The following is a 15,974-nucleotide window of genomic DNA, read 5'->3' as shown; positions in this document are numbered from 1 at the left end:
ACTACCACTGCTAGTTTTTCGCGCGAGAAGCCGCCGGAGGACCCGCCATGCCCGCAACGCCGTCCCCGCTCCCGCCCTTCGACCCCAGCGATCCGCTGGGCCTGGACGACCTGCTCACCGACGAGGACCGGGCGGTCCGCGCCACGGTCCGCCAGTGGGCCGCCGACCGGGTCCTGCCGGACGTCGCCGACTGGTACGAGCGCGGCGAACTCCCCGACATCCGCGAACTCGCCCGCGAACTCGGCGCGATCGGCGCCCTGGGCATGTCCCTGACCGGCTACGGCTGCGCCGGCGCCTCGCACGTCCAGTACGGACTCGCCTGCCTGGAGCTGGAGGCCGCCGACTCCGGCATCCGCTCGTTGGTCTCCGTGCAGGGCTCGCTCGCCATGTACGCGATCTGGCGGTTCGGCTCCGAGGAGCAGAAGCAGCAGTGGCTGCCGCGGATGGCCGCCGGCGAGGTCATCGGCTGCTTCGGCCTGACCGAGCCGGACCACGGCTCCGACCCGGCGGGCATGCGCACGCACGCCGAGCGCGACGGATCCGACTGGGTGCTCACCGGGCGCAAGATGTGGATCACCAACGGGTCGGTCGCCGGCGTCGCGGTGGTCTGGGCCCGCACCGACGACGGCATCCGCGGCTTCGTGGTCCCCACCGACCGCCCCGGTTTCGCCGCCCCCGAGATCAAGCACAAGTGGTCGCTGCGGGCCTCGGTCACCAGCGAACTGGTCCTGGACGAGGTGCGGCTGCCCGCCGACGCGGTGCTGCCGGACGCCCGCGGGCTGGGCGCCCCGCTGCGCTGCCTGGGCGAGGCCCGCTACGGGATCGTCTGGGGCGCGATGGGGGCGGCGCGCACCTGCTTCGAGGCGGCGCTCGACTATGCGCGCACCCGCGAGCAGTTCGGCCGGCCGATCGGCGGCTTCCAGCTCACCCAGGCCAAGCTGGCCGACATGGCGCTGGAGCTGAACAAGGGGGTGTTGCTCGCGCACCACCTGGGGCGGCGGCGCGACGCCGGCACGCTGCGTCCGGAGCAGATCAGCTTCGGCAAGCTCAACAACGTCCGCGAGGCGATCGAGATCTGCCGCACCGCGCGGACCGTCCTCGGCGCCAACGGCATCTCGCTGGAGTACCCCGTCATGCGGCACGCCACCAACTTGGAGTCGGTGCTGACCTACGAGGGCACCGCGGAGATGCACCAGCTGGTGCTGGGCAAGGCGCTCACCGGGCTGGACGCCTTCCGGTGAGCACCCCGCTCAACTCTGGTTGAAGAAGCCGCCGTTGCGGGTGCCGCGGGTCTCGCCGGTGACGACCCGGTAGTCGGCCGGCGTGAGCAGGAACACGCGGGTGGCGACCCGCTCGATGGAGCCGCGCAGGCCGAAGGTGAGGCCGGCGGCGAAGTCCACCACCCGCTTGGCGTCGGCGGACTCCATGGCCGTCAGGTTGACGATCACCGGGACGCCGTCCCGGAACAGTTCGCCGATGCCGCGGGCGTCCCGGAACGAGGCCGGGGTGACCGTGGCGATGCGGGTGCCCTGGTGCTGGGCGGCCTCGTCGGCCACCCGGACCCGGGGGTCGGTCACCCAGGGGTTGCCGCCCGAGTCGGCGGACTCGGGTCCCTCGGCGTAGTCGTCGTCGTAGTAGCGCTCGTCATCGTTGTCGTCGACGAGGCCAAGCCAGGCACTCGCCTTGCGCACCGATCCCATTGACGCCTCCTCTCACCCGCGGCGTGCGTGTTCCGTTCGCCCTATCGTCGTCCATGAGGGCGAGGGAGTGCCAAGCGGATAGCCGCCGCACGGGGGGTTCGTGACATATCTGGTGCAAAGAGGGTGGTGCGCCGTCAGCCTTCGTGCCCCGGTGGTGAACTGACAGTACGAAAGGCATCACGGAAGGTACCCGAATTGGTGATGTCGACAAGTTGACCGCGGTGGCGGGATGCGACTCGGGGGTAGGTTCGGGCCTGGGGCCAGGGCATATGTCCGGGGTCTTGGCAACACTGCGCAATGCAGCCCGATGATCGGGTGACTGACCCATCGGAGTGTCGTTGACACGGGAACAGAAAAACCTCTGTTCCTCTACAGACACTCCGAAAGTTCAGCACGTGACTACACCGATCACGGCGCAGCGCATTCCGCGCCTCCGCAGGGCGTTCACGGCGACGGTCGTGGCGCCCCGCACCATCCGCGCCAAGCTGATCCGCATCCTCGCGGTGGCCCTGGCGATACTCCTGGCGCTCCTGGGCCTCTCCGCCGCCCGTCAGCTCGGCGACTACGAGAACGCCAGCACCACCGCCGCCGACGCCCACCTCTCCGACGCGCTCCAGGGCTTCGTCCACGAGCACCAGAAGGAGCGCGGGCTGACCACCGGCTACGTGGGCGGGATCACCGAGTTCCACGACCGGATGCTGGCCCAGCGAGGGCTCACCGACCGGGCGCTGGCCCGGGTGCGCAAGGAGTTGGCGGGCCGTCAGGACAGTGCCGCCGACGCCGTGCGCCGGGGCCTGGGCCGGGTCGACGCCCTCGGAGGCATCCGGACCGCCGCGGACCGGGGCACCGGCCAGGTCGAGCGCACCTACAACTACTTCACCAACACCAACACCGCCCTGAACCGGATCGGGACCGGGCTGGTCGAGGTCCAGGACGCCCGGCTGCGCGCCGACTACCAGGCGTTGCAAGTCGTCAGCGGCGCCAAGGAGTTCACCGGGCAGGAGCGGGCCATCGTGCTCGGCTCGCTGCACGCCGGGCGGTTCCTCGGCAACGACTACACCCGCTTCATGACCACCCGGTCCGGGCGGCTGGCCGCGCTGGACGAGTTCCCCCAGTGGGCCACGCCCCGCCAGCAGCGCCTGGTGTCCCAGGCGCTGGCGACACCGGCCGCCAAGGAGCTGTTCGGCTACGAGAAGCAGATCGTGGCCGGGCGGGGCGCGCTGCCCGGGGCCGGCACGGTGCCGCCGGGCGCCTGGTACAACTCCGCCACCGCCACCATCAACGGGCTGCGCACCGTCCAGATCGCCCTCGGCTCCGACATCAAGGACCGCGCGACCGAGCTGGAGGACGAAGCCGCCCGCACCCTGGCACTGTTCGCGGCGCTCGCCGTCGGCTCGGTGCTGGCCCTGGGCGCCCTCGCGGTCGGCGCGGCCCGTTCGGTCGCCGGGCCGCTGGGCTCGCTGACCCGGCAGGCCAGGGAGGTCGCCGACGAGCGGCTGCCGGCCGCGGTCGCCCGGGTCCAGAACGAGGCCGGCAGGCCGGAGCCGCTGCAACCGCTGACCGTGCCGCGCGGCGCGGGCACCGAGGTCCAGCAGCTGGCCGACGCCTTCGACCAGGTGCAGAAGGCCGCCTACGACCTCGCCACCGAACAGGCCGTGCTGCGCCGCAACGGCACCGAATCGCTGGTCAACCTCGGGCGCCGCAACCAGAACCTGGTCCGCCGGCAGATCAGCTTCATCAACAAGCTGGAGCACGAGGACGCCGACCCGACGACGCTGGCCAACCTCTTCGAGCTGGACCACCTCGCGACCCGGATGCGGCGCAACGCCGAGAGCCTGCTGGTGCTGGCCGGCGAGGCCAGCCCGCGGACCTGGGCCACCCCGCTGTCCGTCACCGACGTGATCCGGGCGTCCCTCTCCGAGGTCGAGGACTACCGCCGGGTGAAGCTGCGCCGGGTCGACGCCGCCTTCCTCAGCGGCACGGTCGTCTCGGAGATCTCCCACCTGCTGGCCGAGCTGATCGAGAACGCGTTGAGCTTCTCGCCGCCGGACACCGACGTGGAGGTCGAGGGCCGCCGCACCAGCGCCGGCTACCTCGTCGCCATCGTCGACCACGGCACCGGCATGGACGCCCAGGCGACGGCCGAGGCCAACGTCCGGCTCTCCGGGGCCGCCAGCTTCATGGCCGAACCGACCCGGTTCCTGGGGCACTTCGTGGTCGGTGCGCTGGCCCGCAAGTGCGGGATCGAGGTCCGCCTCGGGGAGGCGCCGGCCGCCGGCACCGTCGCCCGGGTGCTCATCCCGGCCGCCCATCTCGCGGAGTCGGCCGCCACGCCGACGGTGCCCGCCACACCGCAGAAGCCGGCGCGGGCCAAGGTGAAGAAGAAGGGGAGCGCGGTGCCGGACGAGCACGCCACGGCGGCGGACGGCGGTGCGGACGCCGGACGGTCGGACGCGGCACGACCCGCGGCGGGCGGTGAGCGGTCCGCACCGTTGCCCCGGCCCCGCGAGGAGCAGGCGGTGCGGGAGCCCGCGAGCGCCGCGCCCGGCGGGCCGCGCGGCTCCTCGGCCGCCCGCACCCGCAACGGACTGGTCAAGCGCGCCAAGCGCAGCGCCATCCAGTCGGCGGTCGACGAGGCGGCGGCGCCGCGGTGGCAGCAGGAGGCCGCACCGACGCCGGACCGCTCGCCCGACGAGGTCTCCGGCATGCTCGCCACCCTCCGCAGCGCCCACATGCGCGGCGGGATCAGCGTGGAGAAGGAGCGCGAGCGGGCCGCGGAGCACGAGCGGGGGACCGACGGTCGGGACGTGCCGGGCCGCCGGCAGGACGAGCGGACGCAGCGGGCGGAGCCGGCCGCGCCGAAGGGGGACCAGAAGTGAGCGTCGACCTGCACAACGATTCGCAGACCTTCAACTGGCTGCTGGCCAACTTCGTCCGCAAGACGGACGGGGTGCGGGACGCGGTGGCGGTGTCCTCGGACGGTCTGCTGATCGCGGTCTCGGACGGGTTGAACCGGACCGACGCGGACCATCTGGCGGCGGTGGTCTCCGGGCTGTCGAGCCTGGCCCGCAGCGCCTCAAGGCGCTACGAGTTCGACGGCGTCAAGCTCATCATGATCGAGATGGGCCGCGGCTTCCTGCTGGTCTCGGCGATCCGGGACGGCAGCTGCCTGGGCGTGCTCGCCGACTCGACCGGCGAACTGGGCCTGGTCGGCTACGAGATGGCCGTCCTGGCCGAGCGGGCCGGGGACCTGCTGAACCCGACGCTGATCGCGGACCTGCGGCAGGTACTGCCCCGATGAGCGAGGAAGCCGAGGAGGACGAACTGTTCGTCCGGCCGTTCATCATGACCGGCGGACGGGCCGAGCCGATGCACGCCGGCCTGCGGCTGGAGACGCTGGTCGTGGCGGTGCCCGAACCGCCGCTGGCGACGCTGGAGTTCGAACGCCGACGGATCGTCACGCTGTGCGCGCAGCCGACGACGGTGGCCGAGGTGGCCGCCGGGATCGGCGTGCCGCTGGGCGTCGCCAAGGTGCTCGTCGCCGACCTCGTCGTCGGCGGCCTGCTGGTCTGTCAACAACCCAAGGAGCTGCCGCTCCATGTCCTGGAGAGGATCAGGGACCATGTCAGGGCGCTCTGAGAAGGTCGCACCGCTCGCCGTGAAGATCGTCATCAGCGGCGGGCTGGGCGTCGGCAAGACGACGTTCATCGGCGCGATCTCCGAGATCGAGCCGCTGGACACCGAGGCGGCGATCACGCAGGTCTCGGTCGGGGTGGACTCGCTCGTCGGCGTGGAGAACAAGACCACCACCACGGTGGCGCTGGACTTCGGCCGGATCACCCTCGACCCGTCGATCGTGCTGTACCTCTTCGGCACGCCGGGCCAGGACCGGTTCTCGTTCCTCTGGGAGGACCTGGTGGAGGGGGCGCTGGGGGCGATCGTGCTGGTGGACACCCGGCGCATCGAGGACTCCTTCCCGGCGCTGGACTTCTTCGAGGAGCGCGGGACGCCGTTCGTGCTGGCGGTCAACCACTTCGACGACGCGCAGCAGTTCGCGCTGGCGGAGGTCCGGGAGGCGCTGGGAATCGACGACGCGGTGCCGGCGATCGCCTGCGACGCCCGGCACCGGTCGTCGGTGCGCGACGTGCTGGCGGCGCTGATGGACCAGGTCGTGCTGCGGCACGCGGCCGGCGGCGCGCCCCGGGTGGGGGCGCTGGCGCGCTGAACCGGGCGGTTCCCGCGGGGCGGGTGACCCGGGTTCCCGGCCGACGGCCGGGTCCGGGGCCACCCGCCCCGCTTGCGCGCCGGCCACGGCGCCCGATCAGCGGATCTCCGGCGGGCTGATCCGGGAGGTCGCCAGGGCCGAGGCGCCGGTGCCCCACTTGTGCAGGATCCGGTCGTAGGTCCCGTCCTTCTTCAGACGGTTGACCGCGGCCTGGAAGGCGGGGGCCAACGGGGTCCCCTTCGTGAAGGCGAAGCCGACGTCCAGGCGCTTGAACTCGTTGAGGAAGCGCAGGTCCGGCTGTTGCTTCACGGCGTACCGCAGCCCGTTGATGGTGCTCATCACCACGTCGCTGCGGCCCTGTTGGAGCGAGATCCACAGGGCGCCCTGGTCGGCGTAGGTCTTGACGTCGTAGGGCCGCTTCCCGGCCTCCGCGCACCGGTGGGCGTTCTCCTCCAGCGTGGTTTCGAAGGTGGTGCCGGCGCCGGTGGCGACGGTCAGGCCGCACAGCTGGGTCAGTGCGGTGACCTTCTTCAGCGGGCTGTCCCGGCGGGCCGCGAAGCCCTGGCCGTCGTTGACGTAGGTGACGAAGTCGAGGGTCTTGCGGCGTTCGTCGGTGACGCCGAAGTTGCCGGTGCCGACGTCGTACTTGCCGCTGCCCAGCGCCGGCAGGATCGCCTCGAAGCCGGCCACCTCGCGGGTCAGCCTGAGCCCGAGGACCTTGCCGACCGCGTCCGCGAAGTCGATGTCCTGGCCGGCGAGGGTCCTGCCGTCGGGCAGGTAGGTGGCGCCGGGCGGCGTGCCGACGCTGCTGGCCAGGGCGAGGGTGCCGCGGGCGCGGACGTCGGCGGGCAGCAGTGCGGCCGCGGCCGGGTCCCGGCGCACGCCGGAGACCACGTCGGTGGTGGGGATCGCGGCGCGGGCGGCGTTAGGTCCGGCGTCCTGGGTGCCGGCGGCCGTGCCGCCCGCGCCGCAGCCGGTGACCACCAGGACCGCGGTGGCCAGGAGCGCGGCGGTGCGCAGCGCGGTGCGGGTGGTGCGGGTGGTGGTCATGGGCGCGGGCTCTCCAGGTGCTTCTCGAACGGCAGCGGGCCGATCGTCTCCGGGTCGGCGGTCAGGTCGAACAGGGGGCGGTAACCCGCCGCCAGGTAGAGGTGTTTGGCCTCCGGCTGGCGGGGGCCCGTGGTGAGGTACAGCCGGGTGTAGCCGCGGCCGGCGGCGTGTTCTTCCAGGGCGGCCAGGACGCGGCGGGCCAGTCCGCGGCGGCGGTGCGCGTGGTGCGTCCAGATGCGTTTGAGTTCGGCGGTGTCGGGGGCGTAGCGGCGGTAGGCGCCGCCGGCGACCGGTGCGCCGTCCTGAAGGAGCAGCAGGAACGCGCCCCGGGGCGGGGCGAATTCGGCGGCCGGGTACTCCCGGTCCAGGTCGACGGGCCGGCCGTAACGGGTGGTGTACTCGTGGGTCAGCTCGTCCAGCAGGGGGCGGGCGAGCGGGTCGGTGACGGTGGTCTGACGGATCGTCAGTGGGGCCGCGCGGGGCGGCCGTGGCGCGGCGGACATCGGCGCCTCCGTGGCCGGTGGCGGCGCTCGACGGCGTGCGAGCGTGCCGGATGGACAGGGCGGGGCGGAGCGGGATGGGCGAAACGGTGGAGCGAGGGGAGGGTGCGCCGGACGGCGGCGCGGGTGTGAAGGCGCGCGGCGGGAAGGAAGGAGAACCGCGGAAACGGCCCGGCCTCGAACGGCGGGCCTCAAGGGCAGGGGGTCAGCTCAACAGGAAGACGACCACACGCGACCGAAGTCGATGTGGTCACGGGTGACCAGCCGCTGCCATGGATGCATGCGACCAAGTGGAACAGGCATCCGTTTCCGCGTCAACCGTCACGTGATCCATCGCTCACCCCGCGAACGGCGCCCCCGACGCCCTTGACAACGGGCCGTGTTGACCCCATAGCCTCAAGGGCCGGTCGTGCTGAGGGGCGCGACCCGTTCTCCGCCGTGTGAAGGCGCTCCACTCCCGTGTCTCGATCTGACGCGTCCACGGAGCCTTCGCATGCCTTCCGACACCCTCGACGCCCCTGCCGTGTCCGCGGCGCCGCCCGCCGGGCCGGCGCCGACCGGCCCGCGCATCGTGCCGCGCCGCCGCTTCGGCCAGTGGACGGCCGCCGCCGTCCTCCTCGCCCTGCTGGCGCTGGCCCTCACCTCCGTCGTCCGCAACCGCGCCTTCCAATGGGACGTGGTCGCCGACTACTTCCTGACCTCCGCCGTGCTGCGCGGCCTGGGCCTGACGCTCTGGCTGACCGTCGTGGTGATGGTGCTGGGCTTCGCGCTCGGCACCCTGCTCGCGGTCCTCAGACTGTCCGGCAACCCGGTGCTGCGCGGCATCGGGTGGGGCTACGTCTGGCTGTTCCGCTCGATGCCGATCCTGGTGCAGCTGCTGTTCTGGTTCAACATCGGTGCGCTGTACCCGGTCGTCCTCGGTGTGAAGACCGTCAACCTGCTCTCGCCGGTCGCGGTCGCCGTCATCGGACTGACCCTGCACGAGGCCGCCTACGCCGCCGAAGTGGTCCGCGGCGGCATCCTCTCCGTGGACAAGGGGCAGCTGGAGGCCGCCCAGGCGCTGGGCCTGGGGGCCGGCCGGCGGCTGCGGCGGATCGTGCTGCCGCAGGCGATGCGGTCGATCGTGCCGCCGGCCGGCAACATGCTGATCGGCACCCTCAAGGGCACCTCCATCGTCAGCGTCATCGCCGTCCAGGACCTGCTGTACTCCGTCCAGTTGGTCTACCACCGCACCTACCAGGTGGTCCCGCTGCTGCTGGTGGCCACCCTCTGGTACGTCCTGGTCACCTCGGTCCTCGGCGTCGGCCAGCACTACGTCGAGCGGTACTACGCGCGCGGCACGGCGGGTGCCCGGTGAGCCCGGCCGCGGGCACCCGGCTGCGCCCGTCGGTGGTGCTCGTGGGCGCCGGCCCCCGGGGCACCGGGGTGCTGGAGCGGATCGCCGCCAACGCCCCCGAACTGTACGGCGACGCGCCCCTGGACCTGCACCTGGTCGATCCGCATCCGCCCGGCGGCGGCCGGATCTGGCGGCGGGCGCAGTCCCCGCTGCTGTGGATGAACTCCACGGCCGAGGACGTCACCATGTTCACCGACGACAGCGTCGAACTGGCCGGTCCGGTGCGGCCCGGCCCCTCGCTCGCCGAGTGGGCCCGCGCGGTGCGGGACGGACGGCTCGTCGTGCCGCCCGACGTGGCCGCCGACGTGGCGGCGCTGGGCCCGCGGGACTTCGCCGGGCGGCGGCTGCAGAGCGCCTACCTGCGGTGGGTCTACGAGGACGCGGTGGCCGCCCTGCCGCCCCGGGTCACCGTGCACGAGCACCGGGGGACCGCGGTGCGGATCTCCGATGGGCGCGACGGGCGGCAGCAGGTGTGGTTGGCGGGCCGTCCCGACCCGCTGCCGGCCGACGCGGTGGTGCTGACGCTGGGGCACCTGGAGTCCCAACCCGGTACCGAGGAACGGCAGTTGACGGACTTCGCGAACCGGCACGGGCTGACGTACCTGCCGCCGGCGTTCACCGCCGACAGCGACCTGGACGCACTGCGGCCCGGCGAACCGGTCCTGGTGCGCGGCTTCGGGCTGGCCTTCGTCGACCTCATGGTGCTGCTGACCGAGGGCCGCGGCGGCACGTACGCCACCGGCCGGGACGGGGAACTGACCTACCACCCCTCGGGGCGCGAGCCGGTGCTGCACGTCGGGTCCCGGCGCGGCGTCCCCTACCACTCCAAGATCGGCTATCCGCCGGTCGGCGACCGGCCCCCGCTGCCGCGGTTCTTCGGGCCCACCGAGGTCGACGCGCTGCTCGCCCGGCCCGGGGGCGTCGACTTCCGGCGGGACGTCCGGCCCCTGATCGACAAGGAGTTGGGCTTCGCCCACTACCACCGGCTGTTCACCGCGCACGCCGACCGCACCCGGATGGCCTGGCCGGACTTCGAGGAGAAGTACGCCGCCACCGAGCCCGGCAGCGCCGCCCTCCAGGCGCTGGTCTCCGCCGCCGTCCCCGATCCGGCCGACCGGCTCGACCTGGACGCGCTGGACCACCCGTTGGACGGCGTCCGCTACGCCGACGGCGCGGCCCTCCAAGCCGGACTGCGCGGGCACGTCGAGGCCGACCTGGCCCGCCGGCACGACCCCGCCCACAGCCCCGACCTGGCCGTCTTCCTCGCGCTGCTGTCGGTCTACGGACAGCTGGTCCGGCTCGGCGACCACGGGCCCTGGTGGCACGGGTTCTTCAGCTTCCTGGCCTCCGGACCGCCCGGCCCCCGGCTGCGGCAGCTGCTGGCGCTCTCCCGGGCCGGCGTGGTGCGCTTCCTGGGCGCCGGACTGACCGTCACCGCCGACCGGGACCGCGGGGTGTTCCGCGCCGGGTCCGCCAGCGTGCCGGGGGAGTGGACCGAGGCCCGCGCCCTGGTCGAGGCGCGACTGCCGGAGCCGACCGTGGCCCGCACCCGGGACCGGCTGCTGGCCGCCCTGCACGCCGAGGGCGCCCGGGCCACCGCCGGCGGCCTACTGGCCGTCGACCCCGCCGACGGCCGGATCCTGGACCGGTCCGGCCGCCCGCACCCGCGGCGGTTCGCCCTCGGACCGCACACCGACGCCCGCGGCAGCGGCGCCTTCACCCGTCCCCGCACCAACGCGCCCGCCTTCCGGCAGAACGACGCCAGCGCGCGGGCCCTGCTCACCTTCCTCCGCGACCGCACCGCCCCACCGGTCCCGGTCCCCGCACCCCCTTCGAGGAGCGACGATGCCGCCGACCGGTGATGCCGCCGTCACCCACCGACCCGCCGCCCGTGCCGCCGGGGACGACCCGCCGGACCCGCGGCGGGCCGGGCCCCCGCAACCGGACGATCCGGCGGCGCTGAAGGTCGTCCCGGTGCGCCATCCCTGGCGCTGGGTGGGGTGCACGGTGACCGCGGTGCTGCTCGCCCAGTTCGCGCACGGCCTGCTCACCAACCCGGCCTGGCAGTGGGGGGTCTTCGCGCGGTTCTTCACCAACGCCACGATCCTCCAGGCGGTCTGGGTCACCCTCCAACTGACCCTCTACGGCACCGCCCTCGGCTTCGCGCTGGGCCTGGTGCTGGCCCTGATGCGGCTGTCCGCCAGCCCGTTCCTGCGCTGGGTGGCGTTCGGCTACGTCTGGGCGTTCCGGTCCATCCCGCTCATCGTCCAGCTGCTGTTCTGGTTCAACCTCGCCTACCTCTACAAGCGGCTGGACTTCGGGATCCCGTTCGGCCCCGGCTTCTTCCACTTCGACACCATGGGGCTGGTCGGCGCGATGGGCGCCGCGGTGCTCGGGCTGGCGCTGCACCAGGCCGCGTACGCCGCCGAGATCGTCCGGGCCGGGGTGCAGGCCGTGGACGCCGGCCAGGTGGAGGCCGCCGCCGCGCTCGGACTGCCGCGACTGCGCCGGCTGCGCCGGATCGTGCTGCCGCAGGCGATGCGCTCCATCCTGCCGAACGCCACCAACGAGGTGATCTCGCTCTTCAAGGGCACCTCCATCGTCTCGGTGATGGCGATCGGCGAACTCTTCTACCAGGTCCAGGTCATCTACGGACGGAACGGCCAGGTGGTGCCCCTGCTGATGGTCGCCACCGCCTGGTACATCCTCCTCACCACCGTGCTCTCCGTCCTCCAGCACTACGTCGAACGCCACTACGCCAAGGGGGCCGCGCGATGAGCGCCATGGTCGAAATCCGTTCCGTCCACAAGAGCTTCGGGTCCGCCGAGGTGCTGCGCGGCATCGACCTGGAGGTGGCGGCCGGCGAGGTGACGGTGGTGCTCGGGCCGTCCGGATCGGGCAAGTCGACGCTGCTGCGCACCATCAACCACCTGGAGAAGGTCGACAGCGGCTGGATCAGCGTCGACGGGGCACTGGTGGGATACCGGAGGTCCAAAGAGAAGCTGTACGAGCTGCGGGAACGGGAGATCCTCAAGCAGCGCACCGGCATCGGCTTCGTCTTCCAGAACTTCAACCTCTTCCCCCACCTGACGGTGCTGGAGAACCTCGTCGAGGCCCCGATCGCCGCGCAGCGCCGCCCGCGCAAGGAGGCCGAGGCCACCGCCCGCCGGCTGCTGACCCGGGTGGGCCTGGCGGAGAAGGCGGACGCCTACCCCCAGCAGCTCTCCGGCGGCCAGCAGCAGCGGGTGGCGATCGCCCGGGCGCTGGCCCTGGAGCCGACCCTGCTGCTCTTCGACGAGCCGACCTCGGCCCTCGACCCCGAACTGGTCGGCGAAGTCCTCGACGTCATCAAGGACTTGGCGCACCAGGGCACCACCATGATCGTCGTCACCCACGAGATCGGCTTCGCCCGCGAGGTCGCCGACACCGTCGTCTTCATGGACGGCGGACGGATCGTCGAGCAGGGCCCGCCGGCGCAGGTGCTCGACCACCCGCGCCACGCGCGCACCCGGGCCTTCCTCTCCAAGGTGCTGTGACCGTGCCCGCCACCACCCGTACGACCCCCCGCCCGCCCGCAACGCCTCCAAGGAGCCGCCCCGTGATCCGCCGCACCCTCGCCGCCGCCCTCGCCCTCGCCGCCGGCTCCGCCCTGCTGACCGGCTGCGGCGCCGGCGACGCGGCGAGCGCGGAGGTCGCCGCCGGCAACCACGGCCCGAAGCTCAACATCGGCCCCGAACAGCACCGCGTCCGCGGGACCAAGGACCCCCGAAGCGCCGCGCTGGTGCCCGCCCGGGTCCGGGAGAGCGGCGCACTGCGGATCGGCGTGGGCGCCGAGAGCAGCCCCCCGCTCAGCTTCTACGCCACCGACGACAAGACCCTCGTCGGCGTCGAGGAGGACGTGGCCACCCTGGTCGCCGACACCCTCGGCCTCGCCCCGCGCTTCGAGCCGCTGTCCTGGGAGAACCTCTTCGTCGGCCTGGACAGCGGCAAGCTCGACGCGGTCTTCGCCAACGTCACCGTCACCGAGGAGCGCAAGGACAAGTACGACTTCGCCACCTACCGGCTCGACCAGCTGGCGATGGAGGCGAAGAAGGGCAGCGGCTGGAAGGTCCGCGGCGCGGCGGACGTGGCGGGGCGGACCGTCGCGGTCAGCTCCGGCACCAACCAGGAGAAGATCCTCCTCGACTGGAGCAAGGCGGACGAGGCGGCCGGCCGCAAACCGGTGGACATCAAGTACTTCCAGAAGGCGTCGGACGTCTACCTCGCACTCCAATCGGGCCGGATCGACGGCTACTTCGGCCCCCACCCGACCGCCGCCTACCACGTCGGCGTCGCCGGCCAGAGCGAGATCGTCGGCACCTTCTCCGGCGGCGGCGCCCGCCTCAAGGGCGAGATCGCGGCCACCACCCGCAAGGGCAGCGGCCTGGCCGCGGCGTACGCAGCGGCCCTGCAGAAGGTCATCGACGACGGCCGCTACGCCAAGGTGCTGGCCCGCTGGGGGCTGTCCGGGGAGGCGGTGCGGACCTCGCGGATCAACCCGCCCGGCCTGCCCAGGACCGGCGACTGACACCCGACGCCCGGTCCCGTACGCCACCGGCCCTACCGCCTCCAGGTCCCACCAGCCCCACCAGCCCCACCAGACCCACCGACCCCACAGGAAGGCCCCTCCCCATGCCCGCACCACACCCCCCGCTGCGGCTGGCCGTCGCCCTGGACGCCCCGCATCTCCCGCCCCGCCACGACGCCGCCCACCACACCGCCCTCGCCCGGCTCGCCGAGCGCGGCACCCTGGACTTCGTCACCCTCGACGACCGCTTCGACGGCGCCGGTCCGGACGCGCTGGCGGTGCTCGCCCGGATCGCGCCCGCCACCGAACGGATCGGACTGGTCCCCACGGTGACCACCACCCACACCGAGCCGTTCCACGTCTCCACCGCCGTGGCCACCCTGGACTGGGTCAGCCGCGGCCGGGCCGGCTGGACGGTGGCGGCGTCCACCGGCGAGGCGGCGGCCGCGCTCGTCGGACGCCCCCGCGTGCCCGCCGCCGCGTCAACGGGGAGCGCGCCCGCCCCGGCTGCCGAGGTCTGGTCGGAGGCCGGCGAGGTCGCCGACGTCGTCGGGCGGCTGTGGGACAGCTGGGAGGACGACGCGGAGGTCCGCGACCGGGCCACCGGCCGCTTCGTCGACCGCGCCAAGCTGCACCACGTCGACTTCACCGGACGCACCTTCGCGGTCCGCGGGCCGTCCATCGTGCCCCGTCCGCCGCAGGGCCGCCCGGTGACGGTCGTCGACGCGACCGGGGCGACCGGCGGGCCGGACGGCGTGGACGGCGCGGACGGCGCGCGGGTCGAGGCGGGCCGGGAACCCGACGGGGCGCGCTGGGAGGTGGCCGCCGCCCGGGCCGACGTCGCCCTGGTCCGAGCCGAGGACCCGCAGACCGCCGGCACCGCCCGCGCCGCGCTGCACGCCCGCGCCCGGGCGCTCGGCCGCGCCCCCGGCCGGCTGCTGGTGCTGGCCTCGCTCCCGGTCGAGCTGCACTCCCCGGCCGACGCCGCCGGGCTCGCCGACCTGCTCGGCGACTGGTTCGCCCAGGGCGCCGCGGACGGCTTCCACCTGCGTCCCGCCGACCCCGGCCGGGACCTGACCCGGTTCGTCGAGACAACCGTCCCGCTCCTGCGGGAGCGCGGCCTGTTCCGCCGCTCCTACGAGGGCACGACCCTGCGCGAGCACCTCGGCCTGCCGCGCCCCGCCAGCATGTACGCCCTCGCCCGGGAGGCCGCCCGATGAGCCCACAACCCCGTCCCCACAAGCAGATCCACCTCGCCGCGCACTTCCCCGGCGTCAACAACACCACCGTCTGGGCGGACCCCCGCTCGGGCAGCCAGATCGACTTCTCGTCCTTCGTGCACCTGGCGCGGACCGCGGAGCGCGGCCTGTTCGACTTCTTCTTCCTGGCCGAGGGGTTGCGGCTGCGCGAGCACCAGGGCCGGATCCACGACCTCGACGTGCTCGGCCGACCCGAGTCGCTCACCCTGCTGAACGCCCTGGCGGCGGTCACCGAACGGCTGGGCCTGGCCGGCACGGTCAGCGCCACCTTCAACGAGCCCTACGAACTCGCCCGGCGCTTCGCCTCCCTGGACCACCTCAGCGGCGGCCGGGCCGCCTGGAACGTCGTCACCACCTCCGACGCCTTCACCGGGGAGAACTTCCGGCGCGGCGGCTACCTCGACCGCGCCGACCGCTACACCCGCGCCGCGGAGTTCCTCGCCACCGCGCGGGAGCTGTGGGACTCCCGGCCGGTCGACGAGCCGCCGCGGCGGGTGGACCACCAAGGCCGGCACTTCACCGTCCGCGGCGAGTTCGGCGTGGCGCGCAGCCCCCAGGGCCACCCCGTCGTCATCCAGGCCGGGGACTCCCCCGAGGGCCGGGAGTTCGCCGCCTCCGCCGCCGACGTCGTCTTCACCCGGCACGGCGGGTTGGCGGCCGGCCGGGACTTCTACGCGGACGTCAAGGGCCGCCTCCCGGCGTACGGGCGGCGGCCCGCCGACCTCAAGATCATGCCGGGGGTGACCTTCGTCCTCGGCGACACCCTCGCCGAGGCCCAGGAGCAGGCCGCCGAGATCCGCCGGCAGCAGGTCTCCCCGCAGACCGCGCTGGTCGCCCTGGAGCAGGTCTGGGGGGTGGACCTGTCCTCCTACGACCCCGACGGGCCGCTGCCGGACATCGACCCGGACCCCGACGGCGAGCTGGCCCGCGGCCGGGTGCGGATCGCCGACCCGCAGGCGGTCGCCGACAGGTGGCGGGCGCTCTCCCGCGCCAAGGGGCTGTCCATCCGGGAGACGGTCATCGAGACCACCGGGCGGCAGTCGTTCATCGGCACCCCGCAGAGCGTCGCCCGCGAGATGGCGGACTTCGTGCGGGGCGACGCCGCCGACGGCTTCATCCTCGTGCCGCACCTCACGCCCGGCGGCCTCGACTCCTTCGTGGCGCGGGTCGTCCCCCTGCTCCAGGAGCGCGGCGCGTACCGCACGGAATACACCGGAACCACCCTGCGCTCCCACTTGGGGCTGCCCGATCCGGCCCGCCCCGTAGGGAAGGACTGA

The 15,974-nt window shown here is 73.5% G+C and carries 15 protein-coding genes; 12 read left to right on the top strand and 3 right to left on the bottom strand.

Annotated elements, in window-relative coordinates; translation table 11 throughout:
• Positions 1 to 47: 47 nt before the first annotated feature.
• Positions 48 to 1,241, top strand: coding sequence for an acyl-CoA dehydrogenase family protein (locus ABD385_RS21155; RefSeq protein WP_344578400.1), 1,194 nt, complete (start codon positions 48 to 50; stop codon positions 1,239 to 1,241).
• Between the two features lie 9 nt (positions 1,242 to 1,250).
• Here the strand turns inward: ABD385_RS21155 and ABD385_RS21150 are convergent, their stop codons facing one another.
• The gene (locus tag ABD385_RS21150; RefSeq protein WP_016578965.1) at positions 1,251 to 1,700 is read right to left on the bottom strand and encodes a cell division protein SepF; all 450 of its coding nucleotides are present in this window, start codon (positions 1,698 to 1,700) and stop codon (positions 1,251 to 1,253) included.
• A gap of 395 nt (positions 1,701 to 2,095) precedes the next feature.
• Between ABD385_RS21150 and ABD385_RS21145 the strand changes: the two genes are divergently transcribed.
• From ABD385_RS21145 to ABD385_RS21130, 4 genes are read left to right on the top strand one after another with little or no spacing between them, the layout of a single operon-like run.
• Positions 2,096 to 4,579: a sensor histidine kinase gene (locus ABD385_RS21145; protein WP_344578397.1), complete on the top strand. Its 2,484-nt coding sequence runs from the start codon at positions 2,096 to 2,098 to the stop codon at positions 4,577 to 4,579.
• A complete protein-coding gene (locus tag ABD385_RS21140; protein WP_344578393.1) occupies positions 4,576 to 5,001 on the top strand; it encodes a roadblock/LC7 domain-containing protein in 426 nt (141 codons plus the stop codon). Before ABD385_RS21145 ends, ABD385_RS21140 begins: the two co-directional genes overlap by 4 nt.
• Positions 4,998 to 5,339: a DUF742 domain-containing protein gene (locus tag ABD385_RS21135; RefSeq protein ID WP_233660457.1), complete on the top strand. Its 342-nt coding sequence runs from the start codon at positions 4,998 to 5,000 to the stop codon at positions 5,337 to 5,339. Before ABD385_RS21140 ends, ABD385_RS21135 begins: the two co-directional genes overlap by 4 nt.
• Positions 5,323 to 5,925: a GTP-binding protein gene (locus ABD385_RS21130; RefSeq protein WP_344578383.1), complete on the top strand. Its 603-nt coding sequence runs from the start codon at positions 5,323 to 5,325 to the stop codon at positions 5,923 to 5,925. The genes ABD385_RS21135 and ABD385_RS21130 overlap by 17 nt, the downstream gene beginning before the upstream one ends.
• 96 nt (positions 5,926 to 6,021) lie before the next feature.
• Here ABD385_RS21130 and ABD385_RS21125 read toward each other — a convergent pair whose 3' ends face one another.
• On the bottom strand, positions 6,022 to 6,975 hold the full coding sequence (locus ABD385_RS21125) for an ABC transporter substrate-binding protein (protein ID WP_344578382.1): 954 nt from the start codon (positions 6,973 to 6,975) through the stop codon (positions 6,022 to 6,024).
• The gene (locus tag ABD385_RS21120; RefSeq protein ID WP_344578380.1) at positions 6,972 to 7,478 is read right to left on the bottom strand and encodes a GNAT family N-acetyltransferase; all 507 of its coding nucleotides are present in this window, start codon (positions 7,476 to 7,478) and stop codon (positions 6,972 to 6,974) included. Before ABD385_RS21120 ends, ABD385_RS21125 begins: the two co-directional genes overlap by 4 nt.
• Positions 7,479 to 7,968: 490 nt before the next feature.
• On the opposite strand from ABD385_RS21120, the gene ABD385_RS21115 reads away from it, so the two are divergent.
• From ABD385_RS21115 to ABD385_RS21085, 7 genes are all read left to right on the top strand, one after another.
• Complete coding sequence (locus ABD385_RS21115) at positions 7,969 to 8,832, top strand: amino acid ABC transporter permease (protein WP_344578378.1); 864 nt, start codon at positions 7,969 to 7,971, stop codon at positions 8,830 to 8,832.
• Positions 8,829 to 10,733, top strand: coding sequence for an FAD/NAD(P)-binding protein (locus ABD385_RS21110; RefSeq protein WP_425585445.1), 1,905 nt, complete (start codon positions 8,829 to 8,831; stop codon positions 10,731 to 10,733). The genes ABD385_RS21115 and ABD385_RS21110 overlap by 4 nt, the downstream gene beginning before the upstream one ends.
• Positions 10,717 to 11,649, top strand: coding sequence for an amino acid ABC transporter permease (locus ABD385_RS21105; protein ID WP_344578376.1), 933 nt, complete (start codon positions 10,717 to 10,719; stop codon positions 11,647 to 11,649). The genes ABD385_RS21110 and ABD385_RS21105 overlap by 17 nt, the downstream gene beginning before the upstream one ends.
• Entirely contained in the window at positions 11,646 to 12,407 is a 762-nt protein-coding gene (locus tag ABD385_RS21100) for an amino acid ABC transporter ATP-binding protein (protein WP_344578374.1), read from the top strand. The genes ABD385_RS21105 and ABD385_RS21100 overlap by 4 nt, the downstream gene beginning before the upstream one ends.
• 62 nt (positions 12,408 to 12,469) lie before the next feature.
• Entirely contained in the window at positions 12,470 to 13,438 is a 969-nt protein-coding gene (locus ABD385_RS21095) for an ABC transporter substrate-binding protein (RefSeq protein ID WP_344578372.1), read from the top strand.
• A 104-nt stretch (positions 13,439 to 13,542) separates the two neighbouring features.
• Positions 13,543 to 14,658 (top strand): LLM class flavin-dependent oxidoreductase, encoded by a 1,116-nt coding sequence (locus ABD385_RS21090; protein WP_344578371.1) that lies wholly within the window; start codon positions 13,543 to 13,545, stop codon positions 14,656 to 14,658.
• A complete protein-coding gene (locus tag ABD385_RS21085; RefSeq protein WP_344578370.1) occupies positions 14,655 to 15,974 on the top strand; it encodes an NtaA/DmoA family FMN-dependent monooxygenase in 1,320 nt (439 codons plus the stop codon). The genes ABD385_RS21090 and ABD385_RS21085 overlap by 4 nt, the downstream gene beginning before the upstream one ends.

It is taken from the genome of Streptomyces lunalinharesii (assembly GCF_039532155.1).
GTDB lineage: Bacteria > Actinomycetota > Actinomycetes > Streptomycetales > Streptomycetaceae > Streptomyces > Streptomyces lunalinharesii.
The sequence above is the reverse complement of the archived record's forward strand: the minus strand, read 5'-3'. Positions and strand labels throughout refer to the sequence as shown.

Coding starts and splice junctions, on each gene's coding strand:
- ABD385_RS21090 (WP_344578371.1), top strand. CDS start 13,543: ATGCCCGCACCACACCCCCCGCTGCGGCTGGCCGTCGCCCTGGACGCC.
- ABD385_RS21155 (WP_344578400.1), top strand. CDS start 48: ATGCCCGCAACGCCGTCCCCGCTCCCGCCCTTCGACCCCAGCGATCCG.
- ABD385_RS21120 (WP_344578380.1), bottom strand. CDS start 7,478: ATGTCCGCCGCGCCACGGCCGCCCCGCGCGGCCCCACTGACGATCCGT.
- ABD385_RS21105 (WP_344578376.1), top strand. CDS start 10,717: ATGCCGCCGACCGGTGATGCCGCCGTCACCCACCGACCCGCCGCCCGT.
- ABD385_RS21115 (WP_344578378.1), top strand. CDS start 7,969: ATGCCTTCCGACACCCTCGACGCCCCTGCCGTGTCCGCGGCGCCGCCC.
- ABD385_RS21150 (WP_016578965.1), bottom strand. CDS start 1,700: ATGGGATCGGTGCGCAAGGCGAGTGCCTGGCTTGGCCTCGTCGACGAC.
- ABD385_RS21100 (WP_344578374.1), top strand. CDS start 11,646: ATGAGCGCCATGGTCGAAATCCGTTCCGTCCACAAGAGCTTCGGGTCC.
- ABD385_RS21130 (WP_344578383.1), top strand. CDS start 5,323: ATGTCAGGGCGCTCTGAGAAGGTCGCACCGCTCGCCGTGAAGATCGTC.
- ABD385_RS21135 (WP_233660457.1), top strand. CDS start 4,998: ATGAGCGAGGAAGCCGAGGAGGACGAACTGTTCGTCCGGCCGTTCATC.
- ABD385_RS21125 (WP_344578382.1), bottom strand. CDS start 6,975: ATGACCACCACCCGCACCACCCGCACCGCGCTGCGCACCGCCGCGCTC.
- ABD385_RS21085 (WP_344578370.1), top strand. CDS start 14,655: ATGAGCCCACAACCCCGTCCCCACAAGCAGATCCACCTCGCCGCGCAC.